General features: G+C 71.0%; 19 protein-coding genes and 1 pseudogene. 11 read left to right on the top strand and 9 right to left on the bottom strand.

The window, feature by feature from the left end; all coding sequences use genetic code 11:
• Positions 1–158: 158 nt before the first annotated feature.
• Complete coding sequence (locus OG912_RS10705) at positions 159–2,180, top strand: thioredoxin domain-containing protein (RefSeq protein WP_327709153.1); 2,022 nt, start codon at positions 159–161, stop codon at positions 2,178–2,180.
• Positions 2,181–2,186: 6 nt separating this feature from the next.
• Here the strand turns inward: OG912_RS10705 and OG912_RS10700 are convergent, their stop codons facing one another.
• The 3 genes from OG912_RS10700 to trhA all read right to left on the bottom strand — a co-directional run bounded on the left by OG912_RS10700 (position 2,187) and on the right by trhA (position 5,204).
• A complete protein-coding gene (locus OG912_RS10700; protein ID WP_326738379.1) occupies positions 2,187–2,819 on the bottom strand; it encodes a TetR/AcrR family transcriptional regulator in 633 nt (210 codons plus the stop codon).
• A gap of 11 nt (positions 2,820–2,830) precedes the next feature.
• Positions 2,831–4,348 (bottom strand): MFS transporter, encoded by a 1,518-nt coding sequence (locus tag OG912_RS10695; RefSeq protein WP_327709152.1) that lies wholly within the window; start codon positions 4,346–4,348, stop codon positions 2,831–2,833.
• Between the two features lie 154 nt (positions 4,349–4,502).
• Positions 4,503–5,204: a PAQR family membrane homeostasis protein TrhA gene (trhA, locus tag OG912_RS10690; protein ID WP_326738381.1), complete on the bottom strand. Its 702-nt coding sequence runs from the start codon at positions 5,202–5,204 to the stop codon at positions 4,503–4,505.
• A 212-nt stretch (positions 5,205–5,416) separates the two neighbouring features.
• Between trhA and OG912_RS10685 the strand changes: the two genes are divergently transcribed.
• The 3 genes from OG912_RS10685 (at position 5,417) to OG912_RS10675 (ending at position 10,218) form a co-directional block, all read left to right on the top strand.
• Positions 5,417–7,243, top strand: coding sequence for a phosphoenolpyruvate carboxykinase (GTP) (locus tag OG912_RS10685; RefSeq protein ID WP_326738382.1), 1,827 nt, complete (start codon positions 5,417–5,419; stop codon positions 7,241–7,243).
• A gap of 262 nt (positions 7,244–7,505) precedes the next feature.
• Positions 7,506–8,027 carry a hypothetical protein gene (locus OG912_RS10680; protein WP_327709151.1) on the top strand — a complete coding sequence of 174 codons (522 nt, stop codon included), beginning with the start codon at positions 7,506–7,508 and terminating at the stop codon, positions 8,025–8,027.
• A 94-nt stretch (positions 8,028–8,121) separates the two neighbouring features.
• Positions 8,122–10,218, top strand: coding sequence for a DUF7507 domain-containing protein (locus tag OG912_RS10675; protein WP_327709150.1), 2,097 nt, complete (start codon positions 8,122–8,124; stop codon positions 10,216–10,218).
• 130 nt (positions 10,219–10,348) lie between these two features.
• Here the strand turns inward: OG912_RS10675 and OG912_RS10670 are convergent, their stop codons facing one another.
• The 3 genes from OG912_RS10670 to OG912_RS10660 all read right to left on the bottom strand — a co-directional run bounded on the left by OG912_RS10670 (position 10,349) and on the right by OG912_RS10660 (position 12,497).
• Positions 10,349–10,756 carry an SCO4983 family protein gene (locus tag OG912_RS10670; RefSeq protein ID WP_327709149.1) on the bottom strand — a complete coding sequence of 136 codons (408 nt, stop codon included), beginning with the start codon at positions 10,754–10,756 and terminating at the stop codon, positions 10,349–10,351.
• Positions 10,757–10,840: 84 nt separating this feature from the next.
• On the bottom strand, positions 10,841–12,052 hold the full coding sequence (locus tag OG912_RS10665; protein ID WP_327709148.1) for a pyridoxal phosphate-dependent aminotransferase: 1,212 nt from the start codon (positions 12,050–12,052) through the stop codon (positions 10,841–10,843).
• Positions 12,053–12,284: 232 nt separating this feature from the next.
• Entirely contained in the window at positions 12,285–12,497 is a 213-nt protein-coding gene (locus tag OG912_RS10660) for a DUF4287 domain-containing protein (RefSeq protein WP_327709147.1), read from the bottom strand.
• An 84-nt stretch (positions 12,498–12,581) separates the two neighbouring features.
• Here OG912_RS10660 and OG912_RS10655 point away from each other — a divergent pair.
• The 7 genes and pseudogenes from OG912_RS10655 to OG912_RS10625 form a co-directional block, all read left to right on the top strand.
• Positions 12,582–13,034 (top strand): annotated as a pseudogene (locus OG912_RS10655) (methyltransferase domain-containing protein); the annotation flags it as partial.
• A 246-nt stretch (positions 13,035–13,280) separates the two neighbouring features.
• Positions 13,281–14,129 carry a DUF3626 domain-containing protein gene (locus OG912_RS10650; RefSeq protein ID WP_327713389.1) on the top strand — a complete coding sequence of 283 codons (849 nt, stop codon included), beginning with the start codon at positions 13,281–13,283 and terminating at the stop codon, positions 14,127–14,129.
• A 29-nt stretch (positions 14,130–14,158) separates the two neighbouring features.
• Positions 14,159–15,028: an AraC family transcriptional regulator gene (locus tag OG912_RS10645; RefSeq protein ID WP_327709146.1), complete on the top strand. Its 870-nt coding sequence runs from the start codon at positions 14,159–14,161 to the stop codon at positions 15,026–15,028.
• A gap of 192 nt (positions 15,029–15,220) precedes the next feature.
• Positions 15,221–16,057: a CPBP family intramembrane glutamic endopeptidase gene (locus OG912_RS10640; RefSeq protein WP_327709145.1), complete on the top strand. Its 837-nt coding sequence runs from the start codon at positions 15,221–15,223 to the stop codon at positions 16,055–16,057.
• Positions 16,054–17,208: a sensor histidine kinase gene (locus tag OG912_RS10635; protein ID WP_327709144.1), complete on the top strand. Its 1,155-nt coding sequence runs from the start codon at positions 16,054–16,056 to the stop codon at positions 17,206–17,208. Before OG912_RS10640 ends, OG912_RS10635 begins: the two co-directional genes overlap by 4 nt.
• The gene (locus OG912_RS10630; RefSeq protein WP_327709143.1) at positions 17,205–17,864 is read left to right on the top strand and encodes a response regulator transcription factor; all 660 of its coding nucleotides are present in this window, start codon (positions 17,205–17,207) and stop codon (positions 17,862–17,864) included. Before OG912_RS10635 ends, OG912_RS10630 begins: the two co-directional genes overlap by 4 nt.
• Positions 17,865–17,979: 115 nt before the next feature.
• Positions 17,980–18,903, top strand: coding sequence for a S1 family peptidase (locus tag OG912_RS10625; protein ID WP_327709142.1), 924 nt, complete (start codon positions 17,980–17,982; stop codon positions 18,901–18,903).
• Between the two features lie 53 nt (positions 18,904–18,956).
• Here OG912_RS10625 and OG912_RS10620 read toward each other — a convergent pair whose 3' ends face one another.
• Genes OG912_RS10620 through OG912_RS10610 form a run of 3 tightly spaced genes read right to left on the bottom strand, consistent with a single transcriptional unit; the run spans position 18,957 to position 22,931 of the window.
• Positions 18,957–19,805 carry a DUF1206 domain-containing protein gene (locus OG912_RS10620; protein WP_327709141.1) on the bottom strand — a complete coding sequence of 283 codons (849 nt, stop codon included), beginning with the start codon at positions 19,803–19,805 and terminating at the stop codon, positions 18,957–18,959.
• A 34-nt stretch (positions 19,806–19,839) separates the two neighbouring features.
• Positions 19,840–21,474: an N-acyl-D-amino-acid deacylase family protein gene (locus tag OG912_RS10615; protein WP_327709140.1), complete on the bottom strand. Its 1,635-nt coding sequence runs from the start codon at positions 21,472–21,474 to the stop codon at positions 19,840–19,842.
• Between the two features lie 59 nt (positions 21,475–21,533).
• A complete protein-coding gene (locus OG912_RS10610) occupies positions 21,534–22,931 on the bottom strand; it encodes an amino acid deaminase (protein WP_327709139.1) in 1,398 nt (465 codons plus the stop codon).
• Positions 22,932–23,120 lie beyond the last annotated feature (189 nt).

Here is a 23,120-nt window from a genome sequence, read left to right as displayed (position 1 = left end):
CCCTGGGGTTGTACGGGAGTGGCGAACATTCGGATCGCATCCCTGGAAACGGACACGAACCAGATCTCCGTCGATCCACCGGAGTCGCGTATCCAGCACCAGCAGTGCCCGCCCGTGGCGCTTAGGTGGCACGCACGGGCGTGCGCAAGGATGGAGGCATGTCCAACCGACTCGCGCACGCCACGTCCCCGTACCTCCTTCAGCACGCGGACAACCCGGTCGACTGGTGGGCGTGGGAGCCCGCGGCTTTCGAGGAGGCCCGACGGCGCGACGTGCCCGTCCTGCTGAGCGTGGGCTACAGCGCGTGCCACTGGTGTCACGTCATGGCGCACGAATCGTTCGAGGACGAAGCCACCGCCGCGTACATGAACGAGCACTTCGTGAACGTCAAGGTCGACCGCGAGGAGCGCCCCGACGTCGACGCCGTCTACATGGAGGCCGTGCAGGCCGCGACCGGCCAGGGCGGCTGGCCGATGACCGTCTTCCTCACCGCGGACGCCGAGCCCTTCTACTTCGGCACGTACTTCCCGCCCGACTCCCGCCACGGCCTGCCGTCCTTCCGGCAGGTGCTCGAAGGCGTGACGGCGGCCTGGACCGACCGCCGGGACGAGGTCGGCGAGGTCGCCTCGCGCATCGTCCGCGACCTGTCCGAGCGCACCCTCACCCAGGGCGGCGAGGGTGTTCCCGGAGAGTCGGAGCTCGCCCAGGCGCTGCTCGGACTGACCCGCGAGTACGACGAGAAGCACGGCGGCTTCGGTGGCGCGCCCAAGTTCCCGCCGTCGATGACGATCGAGTTCCTGCTGCGCCACCACGCCCGCACCGGGGCGGACGGCGCACTCCAGATGGCGGCCGACACCTGCGAGGCGATGGCCAGGGGCGGGATCTACGACCAGTTGGGCGGCGGCTTCGCCCGCTACGCGGTGGACCGCGAGTGGGTCGTCCCGCACTTCGAGAAGATGCTCTACGACAACGCGCTGCTCTGCCGCGTCTACGCCCACCTGTGGCGTTCCACCGGCTCCGAGCTCGCCCGCCGGGTGGCGCTGGAGACCGCCGACTTCATGGTCCGCGAACTGCGCACGGCCGAGGGCGGCTTCGCCTCCGCGCTGGACGCCGACAGCGAGGACGCGAGCGGGAAGCACGTCGAGGGCGCGTACTACGTCTGGACCCCCGCGCAGCTGCGCGAGGTGCTGGGCGAGGAGGACGCCGTGTTCGCCGCGGAGCTCTTCGCGGTGAGCGACGAGGGCACCTTCGAGGAGGGCTCCTCGGTGCTCCAGCTCCCGTCGGCGGATGCCACGGACGAGGCCCGCGCCGCCGATGTACGGGCCCGGCTGCTCGCCGCCCGTGAGCTGCGCGCGCGGCCGGGGCGGGACGACAAGGTGGTAGCGGCGTGGAACGGGCTGGCCATTGCCGCGCTCGCCGAGACGGGTGCCTACTTCGGCCGCCCCGACCTGATCGAGCGCGCCACCGAGGCGGCGGATCTGCTGGTGCGGCTCCACATGGGCCCCGTCGCCCGGCTCGTCCGTACCTCGAAGGACGGCCGTGCCGGCGAGCACGCCGGGGTGCTGGAGGACTACGGCGATGTGGCGGAGGGCCTCCTGGCCCTGGCCGCCGTCACAGGCGAGGGCGCCTGGCTGGAGTTCGCGGGCTTCCTGACGGACATCGTGCTCCAGCACTTCACCGGCGAGGGCGGGCAGTTGTACGACACGGCGGACGACGCCGAGCAGCTGATCCGCCGTCCGCAGGACCCCACCGACAGTGCCACGCCGGCGGGCTGGACCGCGGCGGCCGGAGCGCTGCTCTCGTACGCCGCGTACACCGGATCGGAACCCCACCGCACGGCTGCGGAGGGGGCGTTGGGCGTGGTGAAGGCGCTGGGGCCGCGGGCGCCGCGGTTCACCGGCTGGGGGCTGGCGGTGGCCGAGGCGCTGCTCGACGGGCCGCGCGAGGTGGCGGTCGCCGGACCGGTCGGCGGTGCGCTGCACCGTACGGCTCTGCTGGGGCAGGCGCCCGGCGCGGTGGTGGCGGCGGGGGAGACGGCCGGTACGGAGTTCCCGCTGCTGGCGGACCGCCCGATGGTGGACGGTGCGCCGACGGCCTATGTGTGCAGGCACTTCGTGTGCGAGGCGCCGACCACGGACCCGGAGGTGCTGGCCGGCGCGCTCAGGGGCGCCGGCTCCTGAGGCGGCTCACAGCAGCAGGCCGCCCTCCAGCATGTTCAGCGCCTCGTCGACCATGGTGATCAGGTCGCCCTCCTGGCCGTGCTCGCCCCAGTACAGCGTGACCTCGCGCAGCGCGCCGAGCACCGCCGCGATGAAGACCCGGATCTGCAGGTCGTCCGGGCTGCGGCCGGTGCGGTCGGCGAGCACCCCGGTGAGCACCTTCGCCGTGTCCGACATGGTCTCCGTCATCCGGGCCCGGATGGCGGGGACCTCCACCATCAGGCGGGTGCGCTGGCGCAGTTCCTCGTCCTCCGCGGTGACGAACGACGTCAGCGCCTCGCGCATCATCAACCGCAGGGATTCCAGCGGAGGTTCGTCCAGCGGACGGCTCCGCAGGACGGCCTCCATGATCGGGTCGTACTCATCGGTGAGGACGATGTCCTCCTTCGTCGCGAAGTACCGGAACACCGTGCTCGGCGACACCTCGGCCGCCTCCGCGATCTGCTCGATGGTCGTCGCCTCGTAGCCCTGCTCCTGGATGAGGCGGTACGTCGCCTGCCGGATCGCGACCCGTGTCTTGAGCTTCTTGCGCTCGCGCAGCCCCATCGGGGGCTGTGCGCCGGGTGCGGTGAAGGAGGGGATACGGGAGGTGGCGGCCATGGTCGCCATTGTCACGCATCGACGGGGGCGGCGGCCACGTCCGCGGACTCCGCGGGCCGCCGGTCCGCCGTGGTCAGGAACGCCCCGACCAGCAGGGCGCTGACCAGTGCCGTCGCGCCGATGACGAGCAGGACCAGGCTCATCCCGTGCACATAGGCCGCGTCGGCGGAGTCCGCGAGCCGCTGCGCCCCGAGCCGCGCGGCGACGGCGTGGGCGGCGACGACGGAGTCCCCGGCCGTGTCCGCGGCACCCGCGGGTACACCCGTGGTGTCGAGCCGGCCGCTGTAGGCGCCGGCGAGCAGGCTGCCCAGCAGGGCGATCCCGAGCGCGCTGCCCGTCTGTCGCACGGTCATCAGCAGTCCGGACCCGCTGCCCGCCCGGTCCGCGGGCAGGGCACCGAGGGCCGCGTCCATGGCGGGGACGACGGCGAAGCCGAAGCCGACCCCGGCGACGGAGAGCCACAGTGCGGTGAAGCCGTAGCCGCTGTCGACCGTCGTACGGCTGCCGAGCAGTGCGGCGAAGGCGAGGACGACGAGTCCGGCCGACATCGTGGCGCGGGCTCCGAACCGTGCGGTGACCGGGCCGCCGGCCTTCGCGGCGACGATCAGCCCGCCCATCATGGGCAGCATCCGCAGCCCCGTACCGAAGGCGTCGTGGCCGAGGACGGCCTGGAGGTAGCCGGGCAGGATGAACATCAGCCCCGCCATCACGAACATCACGAGTGTGGCGGCGAGCGCGCTGAGCAGGAACGGCCGCTGCCGCAGCAGGGACATGTCGAGCATCGGGCGGGCGGCCTTGCGTTCCCGTACGACGAGCGCGGCGATCAGCGCCGCACCGGCGGCCAGCACGACGAGCACCAGCGGGTCGCCCCAGCCGCGGCCCGGCGCCTCGATGATCGCGTAGATGAGGGCGCCGAGGCCGGTCGCGGTCAGTGCGGTGGAGACGATGTCGACCTCGGGCGACGCGGGGTCCCGGGTCTCGGGGAGCAGGAACACGCAGGCGGTGATGCCGATGCCGACCATGGGCACGTTGACCAGGAAGATCGAGCCCCACCAGAAGTGGTCCAGGAGCCAGCCGCCGAGGATCGGGCCGAGCGGCATGCCGAGCGCGGAGGCGGCCGAGACGATGCCGATGGCCTTGATCCGGTCCTTCGGCTCGCCGAAGAGCGAGGGCAGCACGGCGAGGGCGAGCGGCATGATGAGCGCGCCGCCGACGCCCATGACGCAGCGGGCGGCGATCACGGTGGGCACTCCGTCGGCGAGCGTGCCGGCGAGTGAACCGACGAGGAAGATGCCGAGGCCGGTGATGAGCATCTGCCGGCGGCCGAACCGGTCGCCGAGCAGGCCCGCCGGAAGCATCAGAGCGGCGAACACGACGACGTAGGCGTCGGCCATCCACTGCTGTTCACCGGTGGTGGCGCCGAGATCTCCCGCCATGGTCGGCAGGGCCACATTGAGGATCGTCATATCGAAGCCGAGGACGAGCATGCTCGCCACCAGCGCGCCCAGGGCCCACCAGCGTCGGTTCATGGCCTACTCCTTTGAGAGTTGCAGTCAAGTGACAGTAACTCTCAAAAGATGGTGAGTGTCAATCTATCCGGGTGCACCTCCTGCGTCCGGGCATGAAGAAGGGCCGCGGCTCGGCAGCCGCGGCCCTGATCGAGGGGAAAGGGGAGTGGAGTGCTCAGCTGTGGTTGTAGGCCACCAGCGAGATGCCGACGTAGTGGACGATGAAGGCCGCCAGGGTCAGCGAGTGGAAGACCTCGTGGAAGCCGAAGAAGCGCGGTGACGGGTTCGGTCGCTTGATGCCGTAGATGACGCCGCCGGCGCTGTAGAGCAGCCCGCCGACGACGACGAGGACCAGCACCGCGATCCCGCCGGTGCGCATGAAGTCCGGCAGGAAGAAGACCGCCGCCCAGCCCATCGCGATGTAGCACGGGGTGTAGAGCCAGCGCGGGGCGCCGACCCAGAAGACCCGGAAGGCGATGCCCGCGACCGCCGCCGCCCAGACCGCCCACAGCAGCGGGGTCCCGGTGGACTCGGGCAGCAGGAGCAGGGTCAGCGGGGTGTAGGTGCCCGCGATGATCAGGAAGATGTTCGCGTGGTCGAGCCTGCGCAGCACGGCCTCGCCGCGCGGCCCCCACGTACCGCGGTGGTAGACCGCGCTCACGCCGAACAGCAGGCACGCCGTCAGGATGTAGATCCCGCAGGCGATCCGGCCGCGACTGCTGTCCGTGAGCGCGATGAGCACGATGCCCGCGATCAGGACGGCCGGGAACATTCCCGCGTGCAGCCAGCCGCGCATGCGTGGCTTCAGCTCGGCATCGGCGGTTCCGGCTGGTTCCAGCCCAACGGGTTCGGGCGCGGCGGCGGCGGCAGCAGTCATTCCCGCATCGTACCTACGCCACCGTAGGTACCGGATATGAGTGGCGATGCTCACGTGGGCGGCCCCCTGGACATATGGGCGGAACGGTCGGATGATCAAATGAGTGCGGTCGGCACCGGATGAGCGCCAGGGAAATTCGAAGGGGTAGAAGCATCCGGGTCGCAGCCCCCACGGGGCACCTACCAGACAGACACCCTCATCAAGGAGCGATCGTGGCGCGCGACATCGCGGCTCCCCTCACTGTTCCCACCAACCACCAGGAGCTCGTTTCCTGGGTCGACGAGATCGCAGCCCTGACCGAACCGGACCGAGTCGTCTGGTGCGACGGCTCCGAGGCCGAGTACGAGCGCCTGTGCGGGGAGCTCGTCGCCAAGGGCACGTTCACCAAACTCGACGAGATCAAGCGCCCGAACTCGTACTACGCCGCCTCCGACCCGAGCGATGTCGCCCGCGTCGAGACCCGGACGTTCATCTGCTCCGCGAAGGAGGAGGACGCCGGTCCGACGAACCACTGGAAGGACCCCGCCGAGATGCGGGAGATCTTCGTGGGGGACAAGGGCGTCTTCCGCGGCTCGATGCGCGGCCGCACCATGTACGTCGTGCCCTTCTGTATGGGCCCCGTCGGCTCGCCGCTCTCCGCCATCGGCGTCGAGATCACCGACTCCGCGTACGTCGCCGTCTCGATGCGCACCATGACGCGCATGGGCCAGGCCGTCCTCGACGAGCTCGGCACCGACGGCTTCTTCGTCAAGGCCGTCCACACGCTCGGCGCACCCCTGGAGGAGGGCCAGGAGGACGTCCCGTGGCCCTGCAACTCCACCAAGTACATCTCGCACTTCCCCGAGGACCGCGAGATCTGGTCCTACGGCTCCGGCTACGGCGGCAACGCCCTGCTCGGCAAGAAGTGCTACGCGCTGCGCATCGCCTCCGTCATGGCGCGCGACGAGGGCTGGCTCGCCGAGCACATGCTGATCCTGAAGCTCACCCCGCCGCGCGGTGAGTCGAAGTACGTCGCCGCCGCGTTCCCGAGCGCCTGCGGCAAGACCAACCTCGCCATGCTGGAGCCCACGATCTCCGGCTGGACCGTCGAGACCATCGGCGACGACATCGCCTGGATGCGGTTCGGCGAGGACGGCCGCCTCTACGCGATCAACCCCGAGGCCGGCTTCTTCGGCGTCGCGCCCGGCACCGGCGAGCACACCAACGCCAACGCCATGAAGACCATGTGGGGCAACTCCGTCTTCACCAACGTCGCGCTCACCGACGACGGCGACGTCTGGTGGGAGGGCATGACCGAGGAGCTCCCCAAGCACCTCACGGACTGGAAGGGCAACGACTGGACCCCCGAGTCCGGCACGCCCGCCGCCCACCCCAACGCCCGCTTCACCGTCCCGGCCGGCCAGTGCCCGATCATCGCGCCCGAGTGGGAGGACCCGAAGGGCGTGCCGATCTCGGCCATCCTCTTCGGCGGCCGCCGCGCCTCGGCCGTCCCGCTGGTCACCGAGTCCTTCAACTGGCAGCACGGCGTCTTCCTCGGAGCCAACGTCGCCTCCGAGAAGACCGCCGCCGCCGAGGGCAAGGTCGGCGAGCTGCGCCGCGACCCGTTCGCCATGCTGCCGTTCTGCGGCTACAACATGGGCGACTACATGAACCACTGGCTGAAGGTCGGCGCGGACAAGCCGGACCAGTCGAAGCTCCCGAAGATCTACTACGTGAACTGGTTCCGCAAGAACGACGCGGGCAAGTTCGTCTGGCCCGGCTTCGGCGAGAACAGCCGCGTCCTGAAGTGGATCGTCGAGCGCCTGGAGGGCAAGGCCGAGGGCGTCGAGACCCCGATCGGCATCCTGCCGGCGAAGGGCTCCATCGACACCGAGGGCCTGGACCTCTCCGAGTCCGACCTGGACTTCCTGCTCAAGGTCGACAAGGAGGTCTGGCGCGAGGAGGCGGCGCTGGTCCCCGAGCACCTCAACACCTTCGGTGACCACACGCCGAAGGAACTGTGGGACGAGTACCGGGCCCTGGTCCAGCGCCTGGGCTGACCGCCCGCTCGTCTCCCCGATCTCCGCGGCCGGGCTCCCGACATCCGCCCTGACCTGTGGGGTCAACGGCCTGCCGCGGTAGGGACGTGCACGAACACGTCCCTGGAGAGGCCCCCGGAACCTGACGGTTCCGGGGGCCTCTCCCGTTTCCGGCCGTGAGCTGTTCGTAGTCGGGTTGTGACCGGCCGGAGCTGTGGGAGGGGTGTGCCACGGCCTACGTTGGACCTGGCCGTGCCGGGGGGTGCGGGGGTTGTGGGGGGCCATGACGTTGTCCGGCATACCGCCGTACCCGGACCAGCACACCGGCATGCCGCGCCGCCCCACCCGCACGCCGCGCCGGGTGGTGATCCTGATCGCGGTGTTGGCCTCGCTGCTGGTCCTGTCGCCGGTCGTGCTCGTGGTGGGCTTCGTCTATGTGTGGCAGGAGAACCACAAGGACATGCGCTTCCCGTCCTGGGACGTGAGTGTCGCCTCCTGCCGGCGCGACGCGGTCACCGGCGGCCCCGTGGCCGAGGTGCGGGTGACGAGCCAGGCGAAGCGGCGTGGGAGCTACACCGTGTACCTCAGGTTCCGGGACCCGTGGGGCAAGGACGGCGGCGAGGGCAGGAGCGAGCCGGCAGGCAGACGCACCGTGGTCCTCAAGGACCTGGCGGTGGGTGCGACCGTCACCAGGGAGATTGCCGGGCCGGTCCCGGTGCGGGGCCGGCCGCAGTGCGTGGTCTCCGACGTGACGTTCCTGTCGACCGCCCTGGCCGCCCGGGCGTCCGCGTCCGCCACGCCCTGAGGCGGGCGGACCGGGGGCCGCCATTCGGCCGCAGCTGCGGCGTGTCGGTGGCGTGCGCACCAGGACCTCTGTGCGGAGTTTTTACCGTAATATCATGAAAAGATATGAACGCCTGCGACGCGCTCCGGTGTTCGCTGTCACCGCGTCCGCCGGAACGGCCCTGGGTCTGCTCCTGACCGCGGTGCCGACGGCCGCGGCACCGCCTGCTCCGCGGGTGGGCGAGTCGGTGCTGCTCGACGAGACCTTCACCGGTACCTCGGTGTCCGACCCCGGCTTCGTGCCCCTGGACAACGCGTGTCTGACCGGCGCCTCGGCGGAACCGCCCGCCGACGAGTCCCAGGTGGGACCGTGCGACGACCCGGCCACTCAGACGACCCCGCCCGTGCCCACGCCGGGCGGGACGCCCGGCTGGCTCCAGCTCACCGACCACGCCAACTACCGGGTCGGCGGAATGCTCTACAACCGGCCGCTGCCGGGCAACGGTGGCCTCGACGTCACCTTCGAGCAGTACCAGTACGGCACCAACGACTCCGGCGCCGACGGAATCGGCTTCTTCCTGGTGGACGGGTCGGTGGACCTGACCGAGGCGGGCGCGGACGGCGGCTCGCTCGGCTACGCCCAGCGCAACCTGGATCCGGGAGTCGACGGCGGCTACCTCGGCGTGGGTCTCGACGCCTACGGCAACTTCGCCAACGACGCGGAACTGCGCGGCAACGGCTGCCCCGACTCCCAGCGGTCCCCGGTCACCAGCGAGCTCCCGGTGACGAACACCCTCACCCTGCGCGGCCCGGGGCAGGGTGACGACGGCTACTGCTACCTCGACTCCACCATCGCGCCGGACGACACCCAGGCATCGGGCTTCGTCTCCACACTGCCCGGTAGTCTCCGGTACCAGGGCACCGACCCGCTGCCCGCCAAGCGCACGGTGCACATCACGGTCAGCCCGGACACCCGGCCGACCGTGGCTGTCGAGATCGACTTCGACGACGGCGCCGGATTCCAGCCCGTGCTGTCGACGCAGATGACGGCCGACGCGCCGCCCACGTACAAGTTCGGCTTCTCCGGATCCACCGGAGGAAGCATCGACACCCATCTGATCCGTGCGCTCCAGGCGAGCTCCGTCACCACCCTCGACCAGCTGAACCTGGTCAAGACGGTCGCACCCCCGGACAACGCCGCGACCGAGCCGTTCGAGGTCGGCGACACGGTCCACTACGAGTTCCTGGTCACCAACACCGGCACCTCGGAGCTCACGGACGTCCATGTCGTCGATCCGTCCGTGACCGATGTGACCTGCCCGAGGGACACCCTCGGGCCGATGGGCTCGAGCACCTCGTCCATGGTGTGCGAGGGAACCCATGTCCTGACCGAGGCCGACGTCACCGATGACACCTTCACCAACACGGCGACGGCTCAGGGCGACCACGACGGCGACGACGTGACCTCGAACGAGTCCTCCGCCTCCGTGCCCGTCAAGGAGATGGAGCAGTCGCTGGAGATCTCCAAGAGCGCCGATCCACAGACCGCCGAACAGGGCGACACGGTCACCTACACCATCAGCGCCACCAACACGGGTGAGACCACGCTGAGCCCGGCCCACGTCACCGACGACCTGTCCGGCGTGCTCGACGATGCCGCGCTCACCGCCGGCCCGACCGCGAGCACCGGCACGGCGCAGGTCACCGGCAACACGCTCGACTGGTCCGGGAACCTGGCCCCCGGTGACACCGCGACGATCACCTACACGGTGACGGTCGATGACCCCGACACCGGCGACGCGGTCCTGCGCAACGCGGTGACCTCGGACACCCCGGGTGCACGCTGTGCGACGGAGGGCGCGCCCGACCTCCCCTGCGAGGTGGAGGTCCCGGTGACGATCCCGAGCCCGAGCCCCACCCCGACCCCGACGTGGACGCACTCCCCGCGTCCGACCCCGACGTGGACGCACTCGCCGCGTCCGACCCCGACGTGGACGCACTCGCCGCGTCCGACCCCGACGCCCACCTGGACGCACTCGGACGGTCCGACCTGGAGCCCGGGACCGCACCCCACGCACCACGGGAAGCCCGGCGGGCCGGGTGACCTCGCCGACACGGGCAGCGCCACCGTGGGGATCGGCATCGCGGCAGCGCTGTTGCTGCTGGCCGGCCTCGCCATGGTTCGCTTCCGGACCACCCGCGGCAGGCACTGATCCACGGGCCTTGCGAACCCGCTGCAGTCACTGACATACGCACACGGCCGGTTCCGCGTCACTGCGGAACCGGCCGTGAACGTGTGTGGCACCCGGTCCACGCGCCTCTACGGCACGTGGACCGGGGCCGTCAGAGGGCGCCGACCAGCCGCGACGGGGCGGCGGGGGATTCGGCGGCGGCAGCGGCGGTGTGGGCGTCCATACGCTCGGCCGAGAGGATCGCGACCACGGTGTCCGCGCGGGACGCCGCCACCACCAGGGCCCGGCCCGCGAGGGTGTGGGCGCGGCGGTGCAGGGCGGTCGCGGGCGCGTCGCTCAGGCCGGCGTGCCGGGCGGGCGGTGCGCCGCGCAGGCGGGCGACCTGTTCGGCGATGCGGTCGCCCGCCTCGCCCAGCCCCAGCTCGTCGGTGACCGCCAGCAGGGCGGCCAGGTGTCCGGCGAGCTGGATGTCCAGCTCCTCCTCGCGGGTGCGGTGCGGGAAGTCGTCGGCGTGGTCGGCCGGTGTGTGGACCGATTTGGTGCGGATCGGTTCGTACATGGATGGCCTCCTGGTGGTGCTGTGAGGACCATCCTAGCTTGGATCCAGTCTAAAGTTGTTCATGTTCGAGGGTTTGTCCGCGGGTCACACCTGTCCGTACCCGTCCAGGAAGCGGGCGATCCGGCCGATCGCGTCCGTCAGGTCCTTCGTCGACGGCAGCGTCACGACCCGGAAGTGATCGGGATCCGGCCAGTTGAACCCCGTTCCCTGCACCACCATGATCTTCTCGGCGCGCAGCAGGTCCAGGACCATCTGCCGGTCGTCCTTGATCTTGTAGACCTTGGGGTCGAGCCGGGGGAAGAGATACAGCGCCCCCTTCGGCTTCACGCAGGTCACGCCCGGAATCTGTGTGAGCAGGTCGTACGCCACGTCCCGCTGCTCCAGGATCCGGCCGCCCGGCAGCACCAGGTCGTTGATCGACTGCCGCCCGCCGAGCGCGGTGGCCACGGCGTGCTGCGAGGGCATGTTGGCGCACAGCCGCATGTTGGCCAGGATCGTCAGCCCCTCGATGTACGAGGAGGCGTGCGCCTTCGGCCCGCAGACCGCCATCCAGCCCGAGCGGAATCCGGCCACCCGGTAGTTCTTCGACAGCCCGTTGAAGGTGAGCACCATCAGATCGGGGGCGATCGCGGCGGTCGGGGTGTGCGTCGCTCCGTCGTACAGGATCCGGTCGTAGATCTCGTCGGAGCAGACCACCAGGTTGTGACGCCGGGCGATCTCCGTCAGCCCGCGCAGCATCTCGTCGTCGTAGACGGCGCCCGTCGGGTTGTTCGGATTGATGATCACCATCGCCTTCGTGCGGTCGGTGATCTTCCGCTCGATGTCGGCCAGGTCCGGCATCCAGTCCGACTGCTCGTCGCACCGGTAGTGCACGGCCGTGCCGCCGGCGAGTGAGACGGACGCGGTCCACAGCGGATAGTCCGGAGCCGGTACGAGTACCTCGTCGCCGTCGTCGAGCAGTGCCTGCATCGACATCTGGATCAGCTCGGAGACGCCGTTGCCCAGGTAGACGTCCTCGACATCGAGGTCGATGCCCTTGGTCTGGTAGTGCTGCATCACCGCCCGACGCGCGGACAGCAGCCCCTTCGCGTCGCCGTAACCGTGCGCCCCGGAGAGGTTGCGCAGGACGTCTTCGAGGATCTCGGGCGGGCACTCGAAACCGAACGCGGCAGGGTTGCCGGTGTTCAGCTTGAGGATGCGATGACCTGCTGCTTCCAGCCGCATCGCCTCTTCGAGCACGGGGCCCCGGATTTCGTAACAGACATTGGCGAGCTTCGTGGACTGGATGACCTGCATGTCTGCGAGCTTACGACTGTGTTTCGCGAGCCGCCCGGCCTTTCCCCGGCCGTTGACCCACCCGGGTCCGTCAGCCCGTCGCCCCGGCTTCCATCGCCATGTGCCCGTGCCCCCGGGCCGTGGGAACCCGGGGCGCGGGCCCGGCCGGGGCTTGGAATGCGGTGGAACGGGGACGTGACGGACCGGGGCTGGTGAGATGCGCCACGGCGCGCCGCGGTCCTGGTCCCCGGGTCTACTTGTTCTTGTCCTCGGCGAGGGTGTGGGCGACCAGCGCGTTGGCGTGACCGTGCCCCATCCCGTGCTCGGACTTGAGCCAGCCCACGATCTCCGTGTGCTTCGTCAGCGGCGAGGCGCGGACGAGTTCCTTCCACTCCGCGACCGGACGGCCGTACTTCTCCTCGATCGACGGGAAATAGCTCGCGGGGCCCTTCACTGCATCGGTCATGACGGAAGTCTGGCAGCCGGGTATGACAACCGCCCGCTGTAACTCGTATGACGGGCCGGTTGCCCTCGTCGTAGGGTCCCCGCCATGGACTGGCAGGAGTGGCACGACGCATACGATTCCCCCGACTCATGGCTGGCCCGGCGGCTGCGCGCCGTCCAGGACCGGATCCAGGACGCCCTGGACGCCGCACCGCCCGGCCCGCTGCGGGTGGTCAGCGTGTGCGCGGGCCAGGGCCGCGACCTCGTGGAGGTGCTGGCGGGCCACCCCCGGCGCGACGACGTCCGGGCCCTGCTGGTGGAGCTCGACCCCGGGAACACGGCATACGCGCAGGAGTCGGCCCACCGGGCAGGGCTGTCGCAGGTGGAGGTGGTGACGGGCGACGCCTCGCTCACCGAGCACTACCTCGACCTGGCACCGGCCGATCTCGTCCTGGTCTGCGGTGTGTTCGGCAACATCGTCGACGCCGACATCGAGCGCACCGTCGACACCTGCACCCGGTTGTGCCGGACGGGCGGCACGGTCGTCTGGACGCGTAACCGCCACGCACCCGACCGGGTGCCGCTGGTCTGCGACTGGTTCGAGGAGCGCGGCTTCGAGCGGCTGTGGCTGTCCGACCCGGACGCGGGCTTCGGCGTCGGGGCCCACCGATTCACCGGCGAGACGGGTGAACTGGCAGCCGGACAGCGGATGTTCGACTTCATCGGCTACGACGTACTGAAGGCGGCGCGGGCGGGCGGCCGGGCACCGCAGGCCGGCCCGGCCCTCTCTCCCCCGGACCGGGCGCTGAGCCATGTCGCCGCCCTGTCCTCGGGGCGGCCGCTCGACACCGCGCTTCGGCTGACACTGAACTTCCACCCCGACCGCGAGACGGCGGGCCGGACCGTGCTGGACGCTCTGGAGCGGGACGGCGTCTACCGCTCGCAGTTCGTGACCGGCACCAGCAACGGCGGCCTCACGGCGCATCCGGGCGGGGACCGGTGGCGCTGGGAGAGCCGGATATTCGGCGGTGCCTATGACGGGGTACCGGGCGAACAGCGTCCGGTGTACGGGGCGTTGAACTTCCGGCGCTCCACCGTCGGAGCAGCACCCAGATTCGGCTCGGCGCACCTCAGGCTCACCGCCGAGGCCATGCCGCGTGCGACCTTCTGCTACCCGGACAGCGCCGCCGAGCCCGCCGACTTCGGCGTCGCGGCCGGGACGCACCTGATCGAGCTGGCCGAGTCCGACGACCGGGACGCCCTGGACGACTACATCGAGGCCCAGATCCACGGCCCGGTCCTGCTGGACCGGCATGTCGAGGCCCTGGTCCTCGACCCCTGCTACCGCGGCACCGCGGTGGAGGCGGCGGCCCGCGCCCTGCCGTTCCGTACCGAATGGCACGGCGGATTCCGGCTGGCCGTCGAGGAGCTGCGCCGGCACGGCGACTACCGGGGTGAGGAGTTCGTCGTCCTCGGGGCGGAGATCGCCGAGGACGGGGTCCTCGATCCGCGGATCATCGGTGACGCCGCCCGCACCGGCCGTCACGACCCCCAGTCGCTGAAGCGGGTCTGGCACTGCCTGGCACGCTTCGGTGCCCCCACCCGACCGGACCGGGCACAGGATGTCGGGTGGGGCAGGGTGGTTCCTTCCTAGCGTGGTGGACGAAAGGGAAGGAGGCCCGGGTGCTGGAGCGGCTGAACGAGGCCATGGAGTACGTCGAGCACCGCCTCGACGGCCACATCGATGTCGCCGAGGCGGCCAGGATCGCGATGACCTCGGAGTACCACCTGCGGCGGATGTTCTCCGCACTCGCCGGGATGCCGCTGTCGGAGTACATCCGGCGCAGGCGGCTCACGGTCGCGGGCGCCGAGGTGCTGGCCGGTGAGCGGACGCTGCTGGATGTCGCGGTGCGGTACGGCTACGCCTCGGGTGAGGCGTTCGCCCGTGCGTTCCGGGCCGTGCACGGTGTCGGTCCGGGTGAGGCCAGGCGTAACGGGGCCGCGCTGCGGTCCCAGCCCCGGATGTCCTTCCGCCTCGTCGTCGAAGGGACCAGCAGCATGCGATACCGGATCGTGGAGAAGGAGGAGTTCCGTGTGGTGGGCAGGAAGGCACGCGTTCCACTGGTGCACGAGGGGGTGAACCCGGCCATCGCCACGTTCATCCGGAGCCTCAGCAAGGAGACCGTGGAACGCATCAAGAGCCTGTCCGACCAGGAGCCGGAGGGAATCGTCCAGGTGAGCGACGATCTCGCCGACAGCCGGGCCGAGGGCACCGAACTGGACTACTACCACGGGGTGGTGAGCTCGGCGTCCGTCCCCGAGGACATGGACGCACTCCCGGTGGCGGCGGGCACGTGGGCCGTCTTCGACAGTTCGGGCGCCTTCCCGCAGGCGCTCCAGTACCTGTGGCGCGACGTCTTCACGGAGTGGTTCCCGTCCAACCCGTACCGGAGCCGGCCGGGGCCGGAGATCCTTCGTGTCCACGTCTCGCCCGACGGGGCGCAGGCGGACGCACAGCTGTGGATCCCGGTGGAGCGGGTCGCGGCGGCCTGAGAGGTCCGGAGCCGGCGACTCGGCCGAACGGCTTTTGGCTCAGGGCGCGTTGGACAGGCCCTGGGCCACGGGCCGTCCCCCGTGCGAGCTACACGCAGGTGTCCACCGTGCGGTGACGACTCCTGTCCGCCGGATCCGTAGCGTCGAAGCGAAGACGCGGCGCACCGTCCGCGGGTCCCCTGAGGAGTTCTCATGAGAGTGGTCTGGCAGCTTGTCGCCGTCGCCGCGGTCGCGATGATCGGCGGCCAGTGCGTTGCCGCGGTGGACGGCAATCCGTGGCTCACGCTGGTTCTCGGCCTTCTGACGGCGGTGCTCGCCGTGCCCGTCTACCGGTGGGTGGTGGGCCGGACCGAGCACCGCCCGGTCACCGAGCTGTCCCGGGAGGGCGCGGGGGCGGGTGTCGGCCGTGGAGTGCTGATCGGCGTCGCGCTGTTCGGGACCGTCATCGCGAACATCGCCCTCCTCGGCCACTACGAGGTCGACGGGCTGGGAACCGTCACGGGTGCGGTCGGACTGATCGGCTTCATGGCCGCGGCCGCCGTGACGGAGGAACTGCTGTTCCGCGGGGTGCTGTTCCGGCTCGTCGAGGAGCGCGCGGGCACCTGGATCGCGTTGGCGCTGACGGCCGCGCTGTTCGGTCTGGCGCATCTGTCCAACCCGGACGCCGACCTCTGGGGCGCCGCCGCCATCGCGATCGAGGCCGGCGGCATGCTCGCCGCCGCGTACGCGGCCACCCGTACGCTGTGGCTGCCCATCGGTGTGCACTTCGGGTGGAACTTCGCCGCGTCCGGCATCTTCAGTACGGAGGTCTCGGGCAACGACACCCAGCAGGGACTGCTGGACTCCGTGACTTCGGGCCCACGCCTGATCACCGGCGGCGCCTTCGGCCCCGAAGGCAGCGTGTACTCGGTGGTGTTCGGCATGGTGCTGACCGCCGTGTTCATGTGGCTGGCCCACCGGCGCGGCCATGTGGTCCCCCGTCGCAGGCGGGCCGTCCGCAGCGAGGTCACCACTACAGTTCCCCGGTGACCAGTCTCCCGCGCCTTCCCGAGCAGTGGCGCCGACTCGACGTCGCCCTGCGCGATCTCCCGCTCGGGCTGCTCCTCCTCGTGGCGTCGCTCGTGCCGGTGCTCCACAGCCGGGGGACGCAGTTCGGTGGGATGCCCGCCCACTCCTTCGACCCGCCGGCCGCCCTGGCCCTGGCCCTCGAATGCCTCCCGCTCGCCCTGCGCCGGCGGTGGCCCGCGGTCTGTGTCGCCCTGGTGTCACTCGGCTTCGCCCTGGACCAGCTCCGCGGCTACCACCTGGTCGCGGGCGCGGCTCTGCCCATCGCGCTGCTGAGCGCGGGATCGCATCTGGAACGGCACCGGCGGGCCGTCGTGCTTCTGCTCTCCGCGGCGTACGTGCCGTTGTCGCTCGTGCTCCTCAGGTTCGGGACCGGCGAACCGCCCATCGAGTTCGTGACGTTCTACCTGGTGCTGGCCTGCGCCTGGGGAGGCGGGGCCTGGCTGCGATCCACCCGCAGGGCGGAGGCCGAACGCCGCAGCCGCGTCGCCGAGGACACGCGCGCCGCCGAGCGCACCCGCATCGCCCGGGAGCTCCACGACGTCGTGACCCATCACGTCACGGCGATGGTGGTGCAGGCAGAGGCGGCGCGCTATCTGACCGCCGCGCCCGAACGCCTGGACCAGACCCTGACCAACGTCACCGACACCGGCCGGCGGGCCATCACCGACCTGCGGCATCTGCTCGACCTCCTCAACCCCGATCACGGCGCCGAGGCCCGGAAGCCGACCGTCGGCAAGCTGCTCCCGCTGGTCGAACAGACCCGCCGGGCCGGGCAGACCGTGGAGTTCACCGAGGAGGGCACCCCGGCGGAGTCGACCGGCAGTGCCGATCTCGTGGCCTACCGGATCGTGCAGGAATCGCTGACGAACGCCCTCAAATACGCTCAGGGAAGCCTCACTTCGGTCCATGTGCGGCACAGTGAAAGGGAGATCGCCGTGGAGGTCAGCACCGACGGTTCGGGCGCGCGGGCCCGGGTGCCGGGCGGCAGCGGGCGGGGCCTCGCCGGTCTGCGCGAGCGGGTCGACGTCCTGGGCGGCGAGTTCAGCGCCGGCCCGCGGACGGGCGGCGGCTTCGTCGTGCGGGCCCGCATACCCGCGGGGAGCTCCGCATGAGTGCGCCCATCCGTGTCCTCGTGTGCGACGACCAGATCCTGGTCCGCACCGGACTGGCCACGATCATCGACGCCCAGCCCGACCTCGAAGTGGCGGGCGAGTGCGGGGACGGGCTGACCGCGGTCGAGCTGGCCGGCCGGCTGCGCCCGGACGTCGTGGTGATGGACATCCGCATGCCCGTGCTCGACGGCATCGAGGCCACCCGGCTGCTGGCCGGTGCCGGCGTGCCGCATCCCGCCAAGGTGCTCGTGGTGACCACGTTCAACCTGGACGAGTACGTCTACGAGGCACTGCGCGCCGGGGCGAGCGGCTTTCTGCTCAAGGACGCGCCGCCGGCCCACCTGCTGAACGGAATCCGGACCGTGCAGACGGGCGCCGCCCTGCTGGACCCGGAGGTGACGCGGCGGCTCGTGGGCCGCTACGCCGCCCGGATCAGGCCGACCGGCGACACCCCGCACGACATCCCGCTGACCCCGCGTGAACTGGAGGTTCTGCGCCTCATCGCGGACGGCTTCTCCAACAGCGAGATCGCCGTGACCCTCCTGATCAGTCAGGAGACAGTCAAGACCTTCGTGTCACGCATCCTCGCCAAGCTCGGGCTCCGTGACCGTGTCCAGGCGGTCGTCTACGCATACCGCCAGGGCCTGGTGACCTGAATTCGCCCCTTGTGGGGTTCCCCTCAGTGCGCCACCATGCGCATGTCAAAACCGGAAGAACTTCGGTCGCAGAGGCTTCTCACGCTCTGCGCAGGTCACTTGAGGGGACCCCCACATGAAAAAGCCTCTCGTCGGTGCGCTCTTCGCGGTGCTGCTCCTCGGAGCCGGCACCGCGCCCGCGGCAGCGGCCACAAGCCACGACGCGACAGCGCCCAGCACGGTCAGGGCGGCAGCGTCGGCGGGCCGCGCCGCGGCCGACGCGGCGTCATCCGGCCACGCGGCCGTCCAGGCGAAGATCAGGCCCAAGGCGGTCAACTTCGCCGGGACCGTGGCGCTCAGCAACTGTTCGGGATCGGTCGTCCGTACGCCCGACTCCCAGCCGGGCGATCCCGCGCTCGTGCTCTCCAACGGCCACTGCATGGAGTCCGGCTTCCCCGGCCCCGGTGAGGTCGTGTTCAACCAGCCGTCCACCCGCAGCTTCACCCTGCTGAACTCCGCGGGCAGCGGCGTCGGCACGCTGCGGGCGAGCAAGATCGCGTACGGGACGATGACGGACACCGACATTTCGGTGTACCAACTCACCTCCACGTACGCCCAGATCGAAAGCACCTACGGCATCAAGGCGCTGGAGCTCAACACCGCGCACCCGGTGCAGGGCACCGCGATCACCGTCGTGTCCGGGTACTGGAAGCGCACGTACAGCTGCAACGTCGACGGGTTCGTCTACCGCCTCAAGGAGGGGGAGTGGACCTGGAAGGACTCGGTCCGCTACACCTCCGCCTGCCAGACCATCGGCGGCACGTCCGGCTCACCGGTGATCGACAACGCCACCGGCAAGGTCGTCGCCGTCAACAACACCGGCAACGAGGACGGGCAGGAGTGCACGGACAACAACCCGTGCGAGGTCGACGAGAACGGGCAGGTGACCGTCCGCGAGGGCATCAACTACGCCCAGGAGACCTACGGCATCGTGCCCTGCATCGGAACCGGCAACGTCTTCGACCTCGACCGTGAAGGCTGTGCACTGCCCAAGCCGTGACGCAGACGAGGGTGGGGCGGTTCGTCCGCCCCACCCTCGTCCGCTGTTTCGTGTCAGATCCTGCGCCAGCGGGCGTTCGCCCAGGAGAACAGGCCGAACGCCATCAGGCCCACCGCGATCAGGCCCAGCAGCCACGGACCGGCCGGCGTCGTGCTGAAGGAGCGCAGGGTGTCGTCCATCCCCTTCGCCTCGCCCGAGCGGGCCTTCACCGCGGCGGCCACGGCGAATCCGCCCGCCACCGCGAAGACCAGTCCGCGCGAGACGCCGCCGAAGACTCCGGTCACGTCCACCGTGCGTCGCACCGCGGGCGACATCTCGCCGAGACGCAGATGCTTGTGAAACTTCCTGAGCGCGGCACGGCCGGCGATCCACAGCCCCGCGCCGGCGACGACCGCGCCTGCCGCCCCCACCAGCCAGCGCCCGCCCGGCATGCCGAGCACCTGTGCGGTGACGTCCTTCGACTGCGCGTCGCCGGAACCGCTGCCGCTGCCCCGGTCGCCCGCCGCGAACATCAGGACCGAGTACGACACGAAGGCGTAGAAGACGGCGCGCCCCGCCGAGGCCAGGCGCTTGGTCGCCTTGCGCCCGTCCGGGCCCGCGGCCCCGAACGCCGCCTCGGACAGCCGCCACAGGGCCATGCCCACCAGGGCGACCCCCAGGACCCACAGCAGGACGGAGCCGAAGGGCTTCTGCGCGATCTCCGCGAGCGCACCGCCCCGGTCCGCCTGCTTCTCGCCGCCCCCGCCCCCGCCGAACGCGATACGCAGCGCGAGGACGCCGACCAGGGCATAGATCACTCCGCGGGCCACGAATCCCGCCCTGCCGCCTGCCTCGACGGCCGAACTGTTGCTCGCCCGTCTCGCCTTTCCGTGACTTCTCCGGGCTGTCGCAGAGATATTCATGTCCAGCCGGTTGCCCCGGCAGGGAGGCGGGAAACTACCGCGCCCCGGCGCCGGCCGCCGTGCCGGACCGTACCGAGCGACCCGCCAGCACCTGGGTCCGCTTCCCGTCCTCGATGACGAAACGGCCGTCGATCAGTACGTGCGGGATACCGGTCGGCAGGGTGCGGGGTGCGTCGAACGTCGAGCCCGCCGCCACCGTAGACGGGTCGAAGAGCACCAGGTCGGCGCGGTAGCCCTCGCGTACGTAACCGCGGTCCGGCAGCCGCAGGCGGGCCGCCGGGCGGGAGGTGAGGTGGGCGACGCACTCCTCCAGGGAGAGGATGCCCAACTCCCTCACGTACCGGCCGAGATACTGCGGGAACGTGCCGTACGCCCGGGGGTGCGGCTTGTCGCCCTGGAGGATTCCGTCGCTGCCGCCGGTGTGGACGCGGTGGCGCATGATCTGCCGGACGTTCTCCTCGTGGCCCACGTGCTGGAGGATCGTCGTCCCCAGCCGGTCGTCCCGCAGCAGCCGCCGCGCGGTCACCCAGGGCTCCTCGCCCCGCAGGTGTGCCGACTCGGCGACCGTACGGCCGACGTACGCGGCGAGGTCCGGCACGCTGACGCCGGAGATCTCGATGGTGTCCCACTCGATCGGCACCCCGTGGCAGCCGTCCGAGCCCACGACCTCCAGGTCGTGGCGGATCCTCGCCGCCGTCGCGTCGTCGGCCAGGCGCGTCAGGATCGACTCCGGGCCGCCCTCGCTCGCCCAGCTGGGCAGCATGGCGACCAGGGTGGTGCAGCCCGGGGTGTACGGGTAGGTGTCGAGGGAGATGTCGGCGCCCGCGTCGAGCGCGCGGTCCAGGAGGTCGAGGAGCTCCGGGGCGCGCCCCTCGTTCACGCCGAAGTTCATGGTGGCGTGGGCGAGATGAAGGGCGCAGCCCGCGGTGCGGGTGAGCCGCACCATCTCCTCGTACGCCTCCAGTGCGCCGGCGCCGTACGAGCGGTGGTGCGGGCAGTAGTAGCCGTCGTGCTCGGCCACCACCCGGCACAGGGCGGTGAGTTCGGCGTCGTCCGCGTACATGCCCGGGGTGTAGGTGAGTCCGGAGGACATGCCGACGGCGCCCTCGGCCATGGACTGCGCGACGAGTTGCTTCATCCGGGTCAGTTCGGCGTCGGTGGCGGGCCGGTCGTCCCAGCCGACCGCGTACATGCGGACGGTGCCCTGCGGGATCAGATAGGCGGCGTTCACCGCGATGCCCCGGCCGCCGAAGTTGCGGTCGAGCCGGTCGAGGTACTCGCCGACGGTGCGCCAGTCGAAGTCGATGTCGCTCCCGTCGCCGTTCCACCCGGTGATGGAGCGGCGCACCTCGGCGAGGGTGCGGTCGTCGACGGGGGCGTACGACAGCCCGTCCTGGCCGAGTACTTCGAGGGTGACGCCCTGGGCCGCCTTCGCGCTGTGGTCGGGGTCGCGCAGCAGGGCGAGGTCGCTGTGGGCGTGCATGTCGACGAAGCCGGGGGAGAGGGCGAGGCCGTCGGCTTCCAGGGTCCGGGCGGCGGTGGGGCGGGGGCCGGGGGAGTCCTCGCGGTGGATCTCCGCGATGCGGCCGTCGACGAGGGCCACGTCGGCGCGGTAGGAGGGGGTGGCGGTGCCGTCGATGACGCGGGCGTCGCGGATGACCAGGTCCATGGGGTGTGCCTTTCGGGGCCGGCCGGGGGACTGCCCCGGCCCGCGCTCATCGGTGGGGCTCAGAAGAACGTGCGGATGTAGTCCGTGACCGTCCCGTCCGCATCCACCAGCGGAATCAGCTGCCACTTGTCGAAGCTGGTGCAGGGGTGCGAGAGCCCCATCCCCACCCAGTCCCCGACCTCCAGCTCGGCCCCGTCGTCCGTCCGTACCCACGTGTGCTGGTCCGACAGGCCGGTGATCTCGATCCCGGCCGCCGCCCGCACCGAGCCGTCGCGCCCGGACCGCACGGCCTGCGCCCGAGGAAGGTCGAGGTCGTAGGCGGCGTCCCGCTTGCCCGCGTTCAGGAACGCCTGCCCGGCCGACGGACGCGACACGACCTGCGCCCAGAGCCGGAAGGCGGGCTGCAGCGCGCCTTCCTCGGGGACCCGGTTGAAGGGGGTGAGGTGGCGGTAGTGCCCGTCGTCGTGCGAGACGTACGCCCCCGAGCGGAGCAGCTTGAGTACGGGGGAGGAGAGTTCGGGGATCTCCGCGAACACGTCCGCGACCGCGTCGAACCACGCGCTGCCGCCCGCACTGATCACGATCGGCTCATCGTCGGCCGACGCGGCGAACCGTCCCGCCGCGTCGAAGTCCGCGGCCAGTGCGACGAGCCGGCGCAGCCAGTCCCGCACCCGCTCGCCGTTCGCGTCCGGCACCTCGCCCTCGTAACCGGCCACGCCCACCAGACGCAGCGTCCCGGCGGCGGCCACCGCGTCGGCGACCGCGGCGCACTCGGCCTCGGTGCGGGCACCCGTGCGGGCGCCCTCGCCCGCGCCGAGCTCCACGACGACGTCCACCGGGCGGGAGGCGCCCGCCGCGCTCAGGGCCTCGTCCATCAGCTCGACGCCCCGCACCGAGTCGACGTAACAGATGAAGCGGAAGTCCGGGTCGGCGTCGAGCTCGCCCGCGAGCCAGCGCAGCGCCACCGCGTCGACGAGTTCATTGGCGAGGAAGATCCGCTGGATCCCGAACGCCCGGTAGACCCGCGCCTGGTGGGGCACCGCCGCGGAGATGCCCCATGCGCCGTGCTCCAACTGGCGGGCGAAGAGCTGCGGGGACATCGAGGTCTTGCCGTGCGGGGCGAACGCGAGGCCGTGGCGCTGTGCGTACGTCTCCAGCAGGGCGAGGTTGTGCTCGACGGACTCGGCCGACAGGGCGAGCACCGGGGTGGTGAACCCGCCGGTGAAGAGGTTGCGCCGCTCGGCGGCCAGGCCGCCGACGGTCAGGCCGGCCGCGTCGGGCGGGAGCGCCTTGAACCGGTGGTCGACCCGCTCGTCGGCGAGTCCGGAGAGCCCGGCGACTCCGGCGACTCCGGCGACTCCGGAGTGGTCGGTGGGTCCGGAGAGTCCGGAGAGTCCGGAGAGTCCGGAGAGTCCGGAGAACTCGGCGAGTCCGGCAACGGGGGGTTCGGCGGCCATGGGGGGTGCCTCCTCGGTCGAAGTCGTGCGAAGCCATGCGAGATCGTGCGAGATCGTGCGAAGTCAGACGGTAGATCACTGCGCTGTCGTTGCAACATATGCAACACCCATTGCGTATATCGCTCAGGGCTGTCTAACATCCGAGCCGACACCCGGTCAATGCCGACCCGGTGGCGCCCGCCCGCCCGA

Source organism: Streptomyces sp. NBC_00464, from assembly GCF_036013915.1.
GTDB lineage: Bacteria > Actinomycetota > Actinomycetes > Streptomycetales > Streptomycetaceae > Streptomyces.
The sequence above is the reverse complement of the archived record's forward strand: the minus strand, read 5'-3'. Positions and strand labels throughout refer to the sequence as shown.

What these genes read in the sequence shown, in the direction of transcription:
- OG912_RS10705 (WP_327709153.1), top strand. Translation starts at nt 159, where the DNA reads ATGTCCAACCGACTCGCGCACGCCACGTCCCCGTACCTCCTTCAGCAC.
- OG912_RS10700 (WP_326738379.1), bottom strand. Translation starts at nt 2,819, where the DNA reads ATGGCCGCCACCTCCCGTATCCCCTCCTTCACCGCACCCGGCGCACAG.
- OG912_RS10695 (WP_327709152.1), bottom strand. Translation starts at nt 4,348, where the DNA reads ATGAACCGACGCTGGTGGGCCCTGGGCGCGCTGGTGGCGAGCATGCTC.
- trhA (WP_326738381.1), bottom strand. Translation starts at nt 5,204, where the DNA reads ATGACTGCTGCCGCCGCCGCCGCGCCCGAACCCGTTGGGCTGGAACCA.
- OG912_RS10680 (WP_327709151.1), top strand. Translation starts at nt 7,506, where the DNA reads ATGACGTTGTCCGGCATACCGCCGTACCCGGACCAGCACACCGGCATG.
- OG912_RS10675 (WP_327709150.1), top strand. Translation starts at nt 8,122, where the DNA reads ATGAAAAGATATGAACGCCTGCGACGCGCTCCGGTGTTCGCTGTCACC.
- OG912_RS10670 (WP_327709149.1), bottom strand. Translation starts at nt 10,756, where the DNA reads ATGTACGAACCGATCCGCACCAAATCGGTCCACACACCGGCCGACCAC.
- OG912_RS10665 (WP_327709148.1), bottom strand. Translation starts at nt 12,052, where the DNA reads ATGCAGGTCATCCAGTCCACGAAGCTCGCCAATGTCTGTTACGAAATC.
- OG912_RS10660 (WP_327709147.1), bottom strand. Translation starts at nt 12,497, where the DNA reads ATGACCGATGCAGTGAAGGGCCCCGCGAGCTATTTCCCGTCGATCGAG.
- OG912_RS10640 (WP_327709145.1), top strand. Translation starts at nt 15,221, where the DNA reads ATGAGAGTGGTCTGGCAGCTTGTCGCCGTCGCCGCGGTCGCGATGATC.
- OG912_RS10630 (WP_327709143.1), top strand. Translation starts at nt 17,205, where the DNA reads ATGAGTGCGCCCATCCGTGTCCTCGTGTGCGACGACCAGATCCTGGTC.
- OG912_RS10625 (WP_327709142.1), top strand. Translation starts at nt 17,980, where the DNA reads ATGAAAAAGCCTCTCGTCGGTGCGCTCTTCGCGGTGCTGCTCCTCGGA.
- OG912_RS10620 (WP_327709141.1), bottom strand. Translation starts at nt 19,805, where the DNA reads ATGAATATCTCTGCGACAGCCCGGAGAAGTCACGGAAAGGCGAGACGG.
- OG912_RS10615 (WP_327709140.1), bottom strand. Translation starts at nt 21,474, where the DNA reads ATGGACCTGGTCATCCGCGACGCCCGCGTCATCGACGGCACCGCCACC.
- OG912_RS10610 (WP_327709139.1), bottom strand. Translation starts at nt 22,931, where the DNA reads ATGGCCGCCGAACCCCCCGTTGCCGGACTCGCCGAGTTCTCCGGACTC.